Below are 13,369 nucleotides of genomic sequence, written 5' to 3' on the forward strand. Positions count from 1 at the left end.
TCAGCTCCGCGGCTGGTCCAAGGTCAATCGCGCGTGGTCGACGGCATCGGACGCCGATTCGGATACCACGCCACGCAGGCGTTTGCCGCGCGTCTCGGGAAGCAGCAATACAGCGATCATCGCGAGGCCGTATGCAATCGCCGCGTCGATTCCGATTGCCATGCCGAGAGACATCGAATGACTCATGTAGCCAACGAGCACAGGAAATCCCGCTGAGGCGATCCGTCCGAAGTTGTAGCAGAATCCGACGCCCGTGCCGCGCATGTCGGCCGGATATAGTTCGTTGAAAAGCGGGCCGAGGCTTGCGGGAATGCCCGCGGAGAACAAGCCGAGTGGGAAGCCCAGCAGGAGCATTTGCGTGTTGGTCAACGGCAGCATCACGTAGGCGAGAACCGTCACGATGCAGCAGAACGCGAAGAGGGCGATGTTGCGCCGGCGGCCAATGCGGTCGAGCAGATAGGCGCTCGCCATGCAACCGCACCAGAAAGCCACGATGACAACCGCCAGATAGCCACCGGTGTTCAGAACCGACAGGTGCCGTTCTTTGGCAAGGAAGGTGGGCAGCCAGGTCATGATCGCGTAGTACCCGCCGTGCGCGCCAGTGCCCAGCACCGCGCCGATCACCGTGGTCTTGAGCACACGCGGCTGGAAGACCTGGGTTATCTGCCCGAGCACCGAGATCACTGGCGCGGCGCTTTCCGGCGCAACGCGCACCGGCTCTTTCAGGTTGCGCCGTACGAATAGAACCAGACCGGCTGGCACCAGGCCAGCGGCAAACATCACACGCCATGCGGTGTCCGAGGGTAACCAGGAGAATGCTACGGCATACACCAGCACGGCCGCGCCCCACCCAACCGCCCAGGCGCTTTGCACGGCACCCATCGCCTTGCCGCGATGTTCGGTACGAATGGTTTCCGCCATCAACACCGCACCGGCTGCCCACTCGCCGCCGAATCCGAATCCTTGCAGTGCCTTGAGCACCAGGAGCTGCGGGAAGTTTTGCGCGAAGGCGCAGAGGAACGTGAAGCCGGCAAACCAGAGGATCGTCATTTGCAACGTCCGGACTCGCCCGATGCGGTCCGACAACGCCCCTGCGATCCAGCCGCCGAGCGCCGAAGAGATCAACGTCACGCTGCTGATCGCGCCGGCCTGCGTATGGTCGATGCCATACGCGGCAATGATCGCGGGAATGGCGAGGGTGAACATCTGCACGTCGAGCGCGTCGAGTCCCCAACCTGCAAAGCAGCCCCAAAAGGTGTTGCGCTCCAGGGACGTGCCCTGCTTGTACCACGTGAACATAGCCGTCTCCGTTATGCCATTCATGTAGTCATATATATGACTACATGAATGGTGAGCGCAATGCCGTCGAAAGTCATTGAGTATTAACCCTTGCTCACGTCGCCGTCGCGGGATGTTGTACAGTAGTTACTCCTCTGAACAACTATATGAATGCTATGGAAGCCGCTTCTTTTGTGACCAGGCCGGATGGCCGGTTGCCCCGTTATCAGCAATTGCGTGACGACCTGGTCGGCCGCATTGCTGCAGGCGAATGGGCGCTGGAGGAAGCCATCGCCACAGAGGCGGAGTTGGGGCAGTTCTATAACGTTTCCACCGGAACGGTTCGCAAGGCGATTGATCTGCTGGTTGCCGACGGTGTGCTCACACGCAGCCAGGGTAAAGGTACCTTCATCCGCCGGCCCCGTTTCGATTCGTCGCTGTTTCGCTTCTTTCGCTTCAAGTCGCGCGACGGCAAACCGGTGCGGCCGACCGCGCGCGTGCTCAAGCGCGAAATCGTGAAACCTGGCGAAGAAATTCGCGCGACCTTGGGCATGAAAGCCGCCGAGAAAGCGATCCACTTGTCGCGTGTGCGCCTGATCGAGGGCCAAGCGGTTCTGTCGGAAGAAATCTGGTTGCCGCGTGCGCGTTTCGAGCCCTTGGCTACCTTGCCGCTCGGCGATTTCGAGGACTTGCTGTATCCGTTATACGAGCGTCTTTGCCGGCAGATCGTGGCCTCCGCCACGGAAATTTTAAATGTAGAACAAGCTACAGCCGACGACGCCTCGCTTCTCGATGTCGCGGCCGGCAGCCCTGTGATTCAGGTCCAGCGTGTCGCGTCGGACTTCGCCGGCACGCCGTTCGAATGGCGCAGCACGCGCGGCGCCGCTGCGACGTTTCAGTACCAGGTGGAAATCCGCTAGCGCCAGAAACCCGCCGGAATACCGCAAGCCGCCGCATGCCTATTCGGGTATCACCTCATGGTGTCCGATGCTAGTTCATATAAACATATATATGACTACATCAATCTGGCCGTTCCCTCAATTTCCCTCGACGTAGCGGCCAGGATGCCGCCGGGCGAGCGTCGATGGCGGCCGGCGAGCAAACCGGAGCGGACATGTCTACGCAGGCAGGATTTGAGCAGCAGGTTATGAGGAAGATGGCGTGGCGGCTGATGCCGCTTCTGATCGTCATGTTTCTGATTTCGTTTATCGACCGCCAGAACGTCGGTTTCGCCAAACTGGAGATGGTGCATGCCCTCGGCATGACGGAAGCGTCATACGGGCTGGGGGCTTCGCTTTTCTTCATCGGCTATCTCATCTTCGAGGTGCCCAGCACGCTGGCGCTGCATCGTTTCGGCGCGCGGACCTGGCTTGCCCGCATCATGATGACCTGGGGCGTGGTCACGGTGCTGATGGCATTCGCGCGTTCGCTGCCCGTCTTCTATTCATTCCGTTTCGCACTGGGCGTTGCCGAAGCCGGTTTTTATCCCGGCGTCATCTATTACCTCACGCAGTGGTTCCCGCAAAGCTATCGCACCAAAGTGCTGGGGTTCTTCACGCTGGGCAGTTCGCTTGCCAACATGCTGGGCTCGCTGGTGGGTGGGCTTCTGCTGACATTGGGCGGCACGTGGGGCTTCGCGGGTTGGCAGTGGGTGTTTATCGCCACCGGTATTCCCGCCATTCTGATTGCGTTCGTCGCGCTCAAGTTTCTGCCGAATTCGGTGCAGGACGCGCCGTTCCTTTCTCAGCAGGAGAAGGATGTCGTCGTCGCCGCGCTCAAGCGGGAAGCGTCGGATGACGCCAGGTCGACCCGGCCTTGGGGGGCGTTGCTCGATCCGAAGGTTCTGATGTTCGCGCTGACGTACATGCTGATGTCGACATCGTTGTACGGCGTGACCTACTGGATGCCGACGCTGCTGAAAAGCGATGGCGTGTCGTCGTCGCTGAATGGTGTGTTGAACATGATTCCGTGGGCGCTCGCGACACTGCTTCTGCTGTGGCTGCCCGGCAAGCTCAAACGTGAGCGCGTCGTGCTGAAGGCGATGAGCGTGGTGGCCGGTGTCGGCGTGGTTTGCTTCGCGTCGAGCCTCGTTTTGCCGACCGCGTCGATGCGCTTTGCCGCGTTGTGTCTGGGCGGAGCGTGTATTCCGTTGCTCTATCCGTGTTTCTGGTCTTTGCCGCCACGATTCTTCTCCGGCGCAAGAGCCGCGGCGAGCGTGGCGGCGATCAACGCGATCGGCAATCTGGGCGGCTTTGCCGGGCAGAACCTGATGCCTTATGTCGGCAAGGTGGCGCACAGTCAGATCGCGCCGATGCTGGTGCCGACGGCCTGCCTGTTCGCGTTGGGGATCGGCACAGCGCTCGCCGCCCTGATTGGCGCGCGCCGCAGGATGATGCTCGAGGCGGCGACGGTTCGCGCGACGTAGGCCGCGCCTGCGCCGCGCTGAAGCGTTTATCCGGCCGTACGGATGTAACTTGCCTTACGGCCGGAACAGATCGAAGCCGGCGAGCGCGACAACCCCGCTTATCACGATCAGCGATACCGAATGCTGCCCGAAGTAAAGAAGGGCCGCGGCCGACCAGCTCGTCACCGCGAATGCTGCAATGCGTTTCATGCTTTAAAACCCCAATGCGATAGCCAGCAAGCCGCTGGCCACTCCGCAAACCACCACTGCCAGCGCCACTACCGTCAGCACGCGCCTCGGGAACGAGCGGCCGAGCATCGCCATCGACGGCACGCTGATCAGCGGCAGCGTCATCAGCAACGCGCCGGCCGGCCCTGCGGCCATGCCGAAGGAGAGCATGGCCTGGATGATCGGCACTTCGCCCGCGGTCGGAATCACGAACAACGTTCCGGCAATCGACAAAGCGACAATCCACAGCAGGCTGTTATCGATGCTGGGCCCGATGTGCGGGAACAGCCATGTCCGTGCCGCGCCGAGAATCAGCACCAGCACGATGTATTCGGGAATCAGCCGCAGCGTCATGGTGCCGAGTATCTTCACCCAGCGCGTGAACGCGGTGCCCGGGTCGTTGGTGGTGACGAGTTGCGCCATGGCTTCGCGCGATGCTTCGGCTTCTTTCGGCGTGACCATCCGGTTCACCAGATAGCCGAGGCCGAACACCATGACGAGGCCCAAGGCGAGCCGCAAGCCCATCCATTGCCAGCCCAGCACGAAGCCCATGAAGACAAGCGTGGCTGGATTGAGGGCGGTGTTACCCAGCCAGAACGCGATCGCCGCGCCCGGTGCTGCCTGACGGGCGCGCAAGCCGGCCACGACGGGCGCCGCGCAGCACGTGCACATCATGCCCGGCAGCGACATCAGGCCACCCTTCACCACGCTGCTGAAGTCGGTCCGGCCGAGCGCACGCGCGACCCACTGCGGCGGGATCAACGCCTGCACCGCCGAGCCCAGCAGCAGGCCGAGCACCATGGCTTGCCAGATCGCCTTGCCGTAGGCCAGCGCGTAGTCGATGGCCGCTTGCCATGGCGCTGGCGGAGCGCTCGACGAGGTGCCCATCAGGATCGATTTGCCGATGGAATGCTGGCTCGCGGCGACGAAGGCGCGGTTGTAGTACGGAAACCACTTCACATAGAAGAGGCCGACGACCGCGATCAGCAGAAACACGATCCAGCCAAGGGCGACGCGGGGCTGTCGAAGGGTTGATTGCATGATGGTCGGTCTTAACGTTAGTTTTTAATCAGATGACAGTGAGCGCGCTGCTATCGAATTGCGCAAGCAGTGCTTTGGCCTGCTCAACGACATCGGCGTCGTTGGGCCGAAAATGGATTGGCAGCGCACGCGGCAGGTGGACGAAATGTTGAAGGCTGCTGCGCGCGTACGCCGGATCGTAGTGCCGTTCGATCAACTCGCGCGCGAGCGTCGCCCGGCTATTTTCATCCACGAGTCGTTGCCAGCCCGTGACACGTTCGCGGCTATGCAAACCGATCATCTTCTGCAATTGCGCTTTCAACGATTCGGGATCGTCAAACAGATGCGCGTAGTCGTGCAGCAGGAACGCCGCGCGGTCTTCGCGGCTCGACAACACGTCGACGCAAGCGCCCTGGTGGAACGTTTCGAGGAGGGCGAGCGGCAGCGCAATCGAACCGATTCGCCTGCTCTCCGCTTCGACGAAAACTGGCCGTTTGGGATTGAACCCGTGCAGGGCGCACACCAGCAGCGTGTCGAAGCGCTTTTGCGACGGCTGGGCGACATCCGCCCACGCGCCCAGCAGCGAGCCGCGATGCGCCGCCAGTGCTTCGAGGTCCAGCGTTTGCGCGCCCGCCTGATGCAGCGCCTGGAGCAGGCGCGTCTTACCGCTGCCCGTCGGGCCGACGAGCGCGATGTAGTTAAACGTCTTCGGCAACGTGTCGAGGGTTTCCAGCGTTACGCGCCGGTAGCTTTTATAGCCGCCGTCCAGTTGACGCGCCGGCCAGCCGATCATATTGAAGAGCGTCGTGACCGAACCCGAGCGTTTTCCGCCGCGCCAGCAGTAGATCAGCGGCCGCCAGTTGCGCGGCCGGTCGGCAAACGTTGTTTCCAGGTGGTGCGCGATATTGCGCGCAACCAGCGCCGCACCGATCCGCGTGCCTTCGAACGGCGAGACCTGCTTGTAGGTCGTACCGACCAGAACACGCTCTTCGTTGCTCAGCACAGGCGCATTGAGCGCGCCGGGAATGTGATCTTCGGCGAATTCGAGAGGCGTGCGCACGTCGATGATTTCATCGAAATCACCGGCTTGATCCAGGCTGACGAGTAGGTTTTTCAAGGGGTTACGGACGAAACAGACCGGCGGGAGAAGCGAAATTATCGCATGCGTCGTGAATGCGGGTTGGCGGGCTGCTCAGTTCCGCTTCCGCGACCTATGCCCTACCTTGCCCATCGGCCCATCGTCAACTAACCGGCTCGCTTCTCAGATCACTTCTCAGGTCACTTCGACCCGGCCTTCTCCACTGACCATTTCGCCGATCACCCTTGCGTCGTCGAAACCGTCGGCACGAAACAGGGCGAGCACCTCGTCGACTGTTTCCGGCGCGCACGAAACCAGCAGGCCACCCGAGGTCTGCGGATCGGTGAGCAGGGTGCGGGCCGTCGACGGAAGTGAGGATGGCAAAACAATGTCCTTGCCGTAAGCGTCCCAGTTGCGCCCCGAAGCGCCGGTAAAAATGCCGGCTTCCGCGAAGCTGACCACGTCCGGCAGCCAGGGCAAATCCGCATAGCGCACGCGGGCGGTCAGATTTGAACCACGGGCCAATTCCAGCGTATGGCCCAACAAGCCAAAACCGGTGATGTCGGTGAGTGCATGCACGCCGTCCAGCGCGGACAGTGCCGCGCCCGGCCGGTTGAGTTTCGTCGTGGCCGCGATCATCGCGGCGTAGCCGTTTGAATCGAGCCGATCTTTTTTTAGCGCCGCCGACAGCACGCCCACGCCCAGCGGCTTGCCGAGGATCAGCACGTCGCCCGGCCGCGCGCCGGCATTGCGTTTGATACGCCGCGGATCGACCACGCCAATCGCGACCAGGCCATAAATCGGCTCCACCGAATCGATTGAATGGCCACCGGCGAGGGGAATGCCGGCTTCCGCACAGACGGACTCGCCGCCCTTGAGCACCGCCGCGATCACGTCGTGCGGCAGCACATTGATCGGCATGCCAACGATCGCCAGCGCCATGATCGGCGTGCCGCCCATCGCGTAGACGTCGGACAGCGCATTGGTCGCGGCTATGCGGCCGAAGTCGAACGGATCGTCCACGATCGGCATGAAGAAGTCGGTGGTGGCGACGATCGCCTGCTCGTCGTTGAGTCTGTAGACGGCGGCGTCGTCGGCGGTATCGTTGCCGACCAGCAGGTCGGGAAAGAACGGCAGCGGCACGCTGCGCTTGAGCAGATCGGCGAGCAGGCCGGGGGCGATCTTGCAGCCACAGCCTCCACCGTGGGACAGGCTGGTCAGGCGGGGCGAAGGGTTTGCCGTGGGAACGGTGTCGGTCATATGCGGTGCGGATTTTGGGCTTCGAATGAAAGCATTATGGCGGTTGTCGGCGCGCGGCGCATGTCAGCGAACACGACAGAATGGTGCCCAGCTCCGTTGAGACCGGCTGTCTTGCTTCATATTTAACGACGCTAATTTGTGGAATTGCGTCATGATCTTCCTCAGGCGATTCCCAGCGCTTGCAATATCGGTAGATGTATTTCAGCAAAGCGATTCGCTTTCACAATCAGATCGTCGCGGGTGTTTAGTGGGCTAACCGAAACACCTTCCGTGACGTGAGCCGGCGTGGGGCTCGTGTGCAAGGCAGCTTCGGCGAATTCGGCCCACCGTGTCGGTTCCGTTAAATGACGTTGCCTTGCCAACAGGAAGAGCTGCGGCACACGGGGAATCAACACGCCTGATCCGGACACTGGACTGACCAGAAATTGTATGTCCCCATGCTGGAGCGCCTGCTCGCAAATAGCGGCGTTCAGCCTGTCCGATGACGGACGGGCGAGCGCGATATGCGCCTCGTCCTGTACGTTCAGCAACACGCCGGCGCCCACTAGCAATGTTACGGCCTTGACGATGAGGGGGAACGTAATCCCACGTGCGCGGACGCTGTTTTCGATATCGGCGAGGCGTGCGGGGTGATGGCCGGCAAGCGCGTCGAGGATCGGACCATATGAGCTTTCCGGTAGCGTCGCTTCTCCCAGCGCTCCGCGTACCTTCAGCAGGACCGAAGCTCTCGGCAGCGCCAGCATGACACGATGCGCGCGCAGCGCCGTCTGCTGCGCCGCTTCATCGAGCGTCCGGCTTCCTTTGACCCAGTAGTCTCGCCGCATCGACCGGTTGATGCAAAAGTCCCGTACGGTCTCACGTAAAGCGGTATCTGGAATGCCTGCCAGCAGGGCGCGTTGAGCTGGGTTGAGATTGATCTCGTCGACATGATCGCGATAGTCTGCAGAGCAGCCATAAGTCAAACCGCTCGCGGTAAGCAATGATGCGACCTGCGAGAAAGTCATGGGCTGCCAGTCGCGATTGAAATATTCATGTGCGAGGTAGTGCGTGTTCTCCTTGCACAATGCGTCTACACGTTCAGCCAGCAGCGGGTTGACCACTGCGTAGCCGGGTTGCGTCGCAACCACGGTCTTTACGAAGTCCAACGCCGCTGCGATGTGCGTCTGGACCTGCGTTTCGGCGGGCACGCCGCCGTGTGCATTCAACCGCGCGCTCGCCTGGAAATGACAGTTCATCAATTCGCGCACCGGCAACATCGTGGCCCACCCGGGCTGGGTGTTATAGCTCATGTACACGACGCCGCCGTCATTGAGTTTGCGTCGTATGAAATCGGCAATGAGCGCACGGTTGTCGTCGGAAATCCAACTCCAGATGCCGTGCATGCCGATGAAATCAAATTTCGGCAAATCGTCTCGCGTACAGAATTCCGAGAAGCTTTCAGCGAACAAACTCGCCCGCGATCCTGCGAGCTGTGTCAGTTGCCGTGCAAAGCTTGCATGAGACGGGTTGAAGTCAGTACCGAACCATTCTGTAGTCGACCCGGCTGCGTGGATGTTCACGCTGACGCCGTGGCCGAATCCCAGCTCGCAGGCGGTACGCAGGACCGGGAGGGCGATTCCCGACTGTAGCAACGGAAGTCCAAGGCGCAGTGGATCCAGTTCGTCGCAATAGCCGTACGTGTACGCAATACCATCAATGCTGCCGGCTTCCCACTCACTCACGTTCTGGCTCTCGTTTTCTTGAAGGATCGCCGTGCTGGAACGACGGCTTCCCAACCCACTTGCAGCAGAGGCCGGGGCGATAGGGTCAACGTCGCCGCGTGCGGATCGCCTTGCCGTCGGATCGGCGTGATGCGAAGCCTCTCATAGCGCGGACCCCTTTGTCTATCCACCGTCCGACGACAGACATTCCCAAGCGTTTCCCGGCTCCGACGGCAAGTCCTTCAGGTTCTCATAAGGTAACGTCCCTTACATTCATGCGCCGACGGCGATGCCGCTCAACTGCTGGTCGGCTGATCCGGGATCACGTTCGAGTCTTTGGTCATTCGACACACCTCGTCATCCAATCGACATTCGTCCTTCGACATGAATAATTCCGACTCCCAGCCGCAATCCGATGTGTGGTCCGATTGGCTGTTACATATTCGGCACGGAGATGATCCAGGGCACGAACGAGCTCTTCATGTCGAACTCAAACATCATGTTGATCGCGTTCTGGACGGCGCGAGGCTTGCACCTGGCATGACACTCGCCGACATCGGTACCGGCGATGGGCTGATCGGTTTAAGCGCGATCGAGCGCATAGGCCCATCGCTGCGCGTGCTTTTGACGGATATTTCGGCGCCTCTGCTTCGTCACACTGAAGCACTCGCGGTTCAGCGGAACATCCAGGATCAGTGCGTCTTCATTCAATGCTCCGCCGAATCACTCGATGGCATTGAGGAGGGCGCTGTCGATGCGGTCGCGACTCGGGCAGTTCTTGCCTATGTCCCTGACAAGATGGCCGCCTTGCGGGAATTTCATCGGATTCTCAGACCCGGTGGCCGCCTATCGATCGCCGAACCGATTATGCGCGACGATGCAATCGAGGCAAGCTCGCTGCGGAAAATCGTTGAAGGTCTGCCGGAGAAAGCCGGGGACAACTTCTTCCATCTGCTGCATCGCTGGAAATCCGCTCAGTTTCCCGATACCGACGAAAAAATTTCTGCGAGTCCGATTGCCAACTTTGGCGAACGCGATCTGGTTCGCTTCGCTTTAGATGCGGGGTTCGCGGATATTCATATGGAGTTCCACATTGATGTCCGTCCCGCCACGGTCACCTCCTGGGACGTGCTGCTTGGCAGCTCGCCGCACCCTTGGGCTCCGCGGCTCGGCGACATTCTCGCGACGCAGTTCACCGTGGACGAACGACTATTCTTCGAACAGATCCTTCGCCCGCAAGTTGAAGGTCGCCGATTGGTCATGGCCGAGCGCACCGCTTACCTTACCGCACTAAAGCCTCTTCGCTGACGATCGCCTTATCGCCTCAGAGCCCTTTGAACGCATCGCTTACCGCGTCGATTGCCGCGTCATCAATGTGCCGATGAACGACGAGACGCACGGCGTACGGGCCGCTCGCACGGATCGCGATGCTCTGATCTGCGAGCCGCCGCACATAGTCTTCCGCTTGCCCGTTCGGTACCCCAAGACGAAGAATATTGGTTTGCGGCGGATGCCGGTCAGCCTCCACTACCGCGCTATTCTGCAGGCGCTCCCAAAGCAGCAGCGTGCGCCGATGATCTTCCGCGAGCCTCGCGGGCATGGTACGTAGTGCGACCAAACCAGCGGCGGCCATAATCCCCGCTTGTCTCAATCCGCCACCAAGGGTTCGTCGAAAGGTTCGCGCGCGCCCGATGAATTCACGAGAGCCGAGCAATACTGAACCCATCGGAGCACTGAGTCCTTTTGACAGGCAAAACGTGACGCTATCGCCATGCTGCGCAATGTTGCGTACATCGGTCCCCAGAGCAACGGCCGCGTTGAATAGACGTGCTCCGTCAAGATGGACCGCGGCGCCTCGCTCATGCGCCATGCCGGCGATCTGCGCCAGATAGTCGAGCCCCTGGACGCATCCCCCGGCGGCATTGTGGCTTGTCTCAATCGCCACCATCGCAGTCGGCTCTCCGTAGCGCGAGTACTCGCCACGGACGGTATCGCGCAGTATGTCCAGATCCATTTCCCCTCGATGTGAGGGAATCGTGCGGCAGAACAGGCCTGCGAGGCGCGAGACACCGCCGCCTTCGGAGTTGGCCATATGCGCTTGCTGATCGAGCACGGCCTCGCCGCCACGATGTGCGTGGACGAGCGTGGCAATGGCATTGCCCATCGTGCCGCTGCAGACGAAGAGTGCATCCTCCTTACCCAGCAAGCTGGCTGCTTCCTGTTCCAGCGCGTGGACAGTCGGGTCGCCTTCCAGCGTATCGTCGCCGAGCGACGCGTTGCGCATGGCGTCCCACATCGCTTCAGTGGGGCGCGTCACCGTATCGCTGCGCAGATCGATCATGCCAGTCCCCTGGGCGTGGCGGTTCCGCTCTCCGGCGCGCCTGGCTCGGGCGTACGCTCGGTGGCGGGTTGTTCATACGCGACGTGGGCCAGTTTCATCACTAACTTGACGGCCACGGTGTTGCTATAAACGTTGATCGCGGTGCGACCCATGTCGAGAAACGCATCGACGCCGGCGATGATCGCCAGGGCTTCGACCGGAACTCCGATCGTGCTCAGCACCATCGCGACCGCCACGAGGCCGCCGGACGGCACATTTGCACTGCCCTTGCTCGCGAGCGTGGTGACGATCACGATGGACAGCAGCGTGTGCCAGTCGAGTGGAATCCGGTACGCATCCGCCAGAAAGCCGACTGCGAGCGCAAAGTACATGATCGAGCCGTCGCGATTGAACGCGTAGCCGAGCGGCAGCACCACCGACGCCACGGCTTTCGGCACGCCCATTTTGACGAGCTTTTCCATATGCAACGGCAGGCTCGCTTCCGACGAGCGGGTCGCAAACGCAAGCAGTACGGGCTCGCTGATCTGGCGGCTCACTTGCAGCGGACTTTCGCCGATCAGCTTCAGGACGACAGCGAAAAGCACCAGAAGCACCGCAAGGCCGAGGTACATCACACCCACTAGCTTGACGAGCGAAAGCAGCGTCGCCAGCCCCTGGGTGGCGAACAGCCACGAGATGATCGCGAAGATAGCGATCGGCGAGAGTGAAATGATCCAGTGAGTCACCTTGAAGACGGCGCCCATCAGCGCGTCGAGTACGTCGATCAGTGGCTTTGCGCGGCTGCCCAGCGAGGCGAGCGCGAGTCCGAGCAGCACCGCGAAGAACAGCACCGGCAGAAGATTGCTGCCGGACATCGCGACCACGATGTTGCTCGGAATCATGTCGAGAAAGAACTTCGTCCAGTCCACGCTGGCTGCGATCACCTTGCCGGGTTTAGCCGCTGCAGCCAGGTTGGCGCCGAGGCCAGGATGAAACAGCGCGTTGAGCGCCAGACCGATGAAGATCGAGAGCACCGTCGCCACAAAGAAGTAGCCCAGGCTGATCGCCGATACCCGCCCGAGCGAGCGGGCCTGATTGCCCATCTGATAGATGCCGAGCGTAATCGCCGTGAAGACGAGCGGCACGACGATCATCTTGATCGCCTGCACGAACGCCGTTCCGATCGGCTCGAGCATCGCCGCGAAATGCGGAAACAGAAACCCGACAGCGCACCCCAGCACAAGCCCGAGGAGCATCTGGACAGGCAAAGGGATTTTTCGACGACCGTGCTGCGATTGCATGGTGATTCTCCCGGAACAGCGTGACGGCAGGTGTTAAGTGAGTGCGAGAGGGGTTACGCCCGCTCTTCGCCCAGGTGCGCAAGGAACTTCAGGCGAATCTGCATGGCCCGCTCGAGGTGCCCATAGACGAGGCGGCGCGCCTGCTCACCATCGCCGGCCTGGATGGCCGAGCAGATCTCAAGGTGTTCGAGCACCGCCTCTTTTGTCCGTTCGACGCTATAGCGTTCGACGCGCCGCAAAGCGAGCCCGCTTTGAGCACGCAAGTTCTGGTAGGTTTGCCGCAAACGTTGATTGTCGGCACATTCGAACATGGCATCGTGGAACATCCATCCGACGTTTTGCGCTTCATCGACGTCGAGGGTCTCTCCTGCCGCCACTCCCGCTGCAAGCGCCTGCAATCGGACGGCCGCGTCATCAAGCGAAGCGCATGAGCCATGACGGGCTGCGAGGAACGCTGCCATGCCCTCCAGCGCAATCCGCATTTCATGAATTTCGCGCAGGTCGCTGACCGACATCTCCCGCACGAACGTACCGCGCATCGGCACGATTTCAAGCAGGCCGTCGCGCGCGAGCCATTTAACCGCCTCACGAATCGGCGTGCGGCCGACCTGAAGCCGTTCGGCGAGGCTGCGTTCGGAAAGCGCTTCGCCGGGGCGGAGCGAGCCATCGACGATCAACGCGCGCAGGCGGTCATACGGCTCGTCGGATTCACTGGTTTGTGTCTGGTTCATGACTGGTATACCAGCATGACAAAAACCGTCCTGCAAGGGTTTTTTGATC

General features: G+C 61.2%; 12 protein-coding genes. 3 read left to right on the forward strand and 9 right to left on the reverse strand.

What is annotated here, in order from left to right; translation table 11 throughout:
- Positions 1–1,299 (reverse strand): MFS transporter, encoded by a 1,299-nt coding sequence (locus PQR67_RS17810; protein WP_408461785.1) that lies wholly within the window; start codon positions 1,297–1,299, stop codon positions 1–3.
- Between the two features lie 155 nt (positions 1,300–1,454).
- Between PQR67_RS17810 and PQR67_RS17815 the strand changes: the two genes are divergently transcribed.
- Positions 1,455–2,198 (forward strand): GntR family transcriptional regulator, encoded by a 744-nt coding sequence (locus tag PQR67_RS17815; protein ID WP_408462154.1) that lies wholly within the window; start codon positions 1,455–1,457, stop codon positions 2,196–2,198.
- Between the two features lie 194 nt (positions 2,199–2,392).
- Entirely contained in the window at positions 2,393–3,703 is a 1,311-nt protein-coding gene (locus PQR67_RS17820; RefSeq protein WP_408461787.1) for an MFS transporter, read from the forward strand.
- Between the two features lie 54 nt (positions 3,704–3,757).
- On the opposite strand, the gene PQR67_RS17825 is transcribed toward PQR67_RS17820, so the two are convergent.
- The 5 genes from PQR67_RS17825 to PQR67_RS17845 all read right to left on the reverse strand — a co-directional run bounded on the left by PQR67_RS17825 (position 3,758) and on the right by PQR67_RS17845 (position 8,989).
- The gene (locus tag PQR67_RS17825; protein WP_408461790.1) at positions 3,758–3,892 is read right to left on the reverse strand and encodes a hypothetical protein; all 135 of its coding nucleotides are present in this window, start codon (positions 3,890–3,892) and stop codon (positions 3,758–3,760) included.
- 3 nt (positions 3,893–3,895) lie between these two features.
- On the reverse strand, positions 3,896–4,951 hold the full coding sequence (locus PQR67_RS17830) for a permease (protein ID WP_408461793.1): 1,056 nt from the start codon (positions 4,949–4,951) through the stop codon (positions 3,896–3,898).
- Positions 4,952–4,979: 28 nt separating this feature from the next.
- On the reverse strand, positions 4,980–6,047 hold the full coding sequence (gene mnmH, locus PQR67_RS17835; RefSeq protein ID WP_408461796.1) for a tRNA 2-selenouridine(34) synthase MnmH: 1,068 nt from the start codon (positions 6,045–6,047) through the stop codon (positions 4,980–4,982).
- A 156-nt stretch (positions 6,048–6,203) separates the two neighbouring features.
- Complete coding sequence (selD, locus tag PQR67_RS17840; protein WP_408461798.1) at positions 6,204–7,268, reverse strand: selenide, water dikinase SelD; 1,065 nt, start codon at positions 7,266–7,268, stop codon at positions 6,204–6,206.
- 161 nt (positions 7,269–7,429) lie between these two features.
- Complete coding sequence (locus tag PQR67_RS17845) at positions 7,430–8,989, reverse strand: methyltransferase regulatory domain-containing protein (protein ID WP_408461801.1); 1,560 nt, start codon at positions 8,987–8,989, stop codon at positions 7,430–7,432.
- Positions 8,990–9,352: 363 nt separating this feature from the next.
- On the opposite strand from PQR67_RS17845, the gene PQR67_RS17850 reads away from it, so the two are divergent.
- On the forward strand, positions 9,353–10,276 hold the full coding sequence (locus tag PQR67_RS17850; protein ID WP_408461804.1) for a class I SAM-dependent methyltransferase: 924 nt from the start codon (positions 9,353–9,355) through the stop codon (positions 10,274–10,276).
- A 16-nt stretch (positions 10,277–10,292) separates the two neighbouring features.
- On the opposite strand, the gene PQR67_RS17855 is transcribed toward PQR67_RS17850, so the two are convergent.
- The 3 genes from PQR67_RS17855 to PQR67_RS17865 are packed head-to-tail and all read right to left on the reverse strand — an operon-like array spanning position 10,293 to position 13,320.
- Positions 10,293–11,309: a threonine aldolase family protein gene (locus PQR67_RS17855; protein ID WP_408461807.1), complete on the reverse strand. Its 1,017-nt coding sequence runs from the start codon at positions 11,307–11,309 to the stop codon at positions 10,293–10,295.
- Entirely contained in the window at positions 11,306–12,589 is a 1,284-nt protein-coding gene (locus PQR67_RS17860; protein WP_408461810.1) for a dicarboxylate/amino acid:cation symporter, read from the reverse strand. The genes PQR67_RS17855 and PQR67_RS17860 overlap by 4 nt, the downstream gene beginning before the upstream one ends.
- Before the next feature lie 53 nt (positions 12,590–12,642).
- Positions 12,643–13,320, reverse strand: coding sequence for a GntR family transcriptional regulator (locus PQR67_RS17865; RefSeq protein ID WP_408461813.1), 678 nt, complete (start codon positions 13,318–13,320; stop codon positions 12,643–12,645).
- Between the last annotated feature and the right edge of the window lie 49 nt (positions 13,321–13,369).

Origin of the sequence: Paraburkholderia fungorum (assembly GCF_046026025.1) — a bacterium.
Lineage (GTDB): Bacteria > Pseudomonadota > Gammaproteobacteria > Burkholderiales > Burkholderiaceae > Paraburkholderia > Paraburkholderia fungorum_E.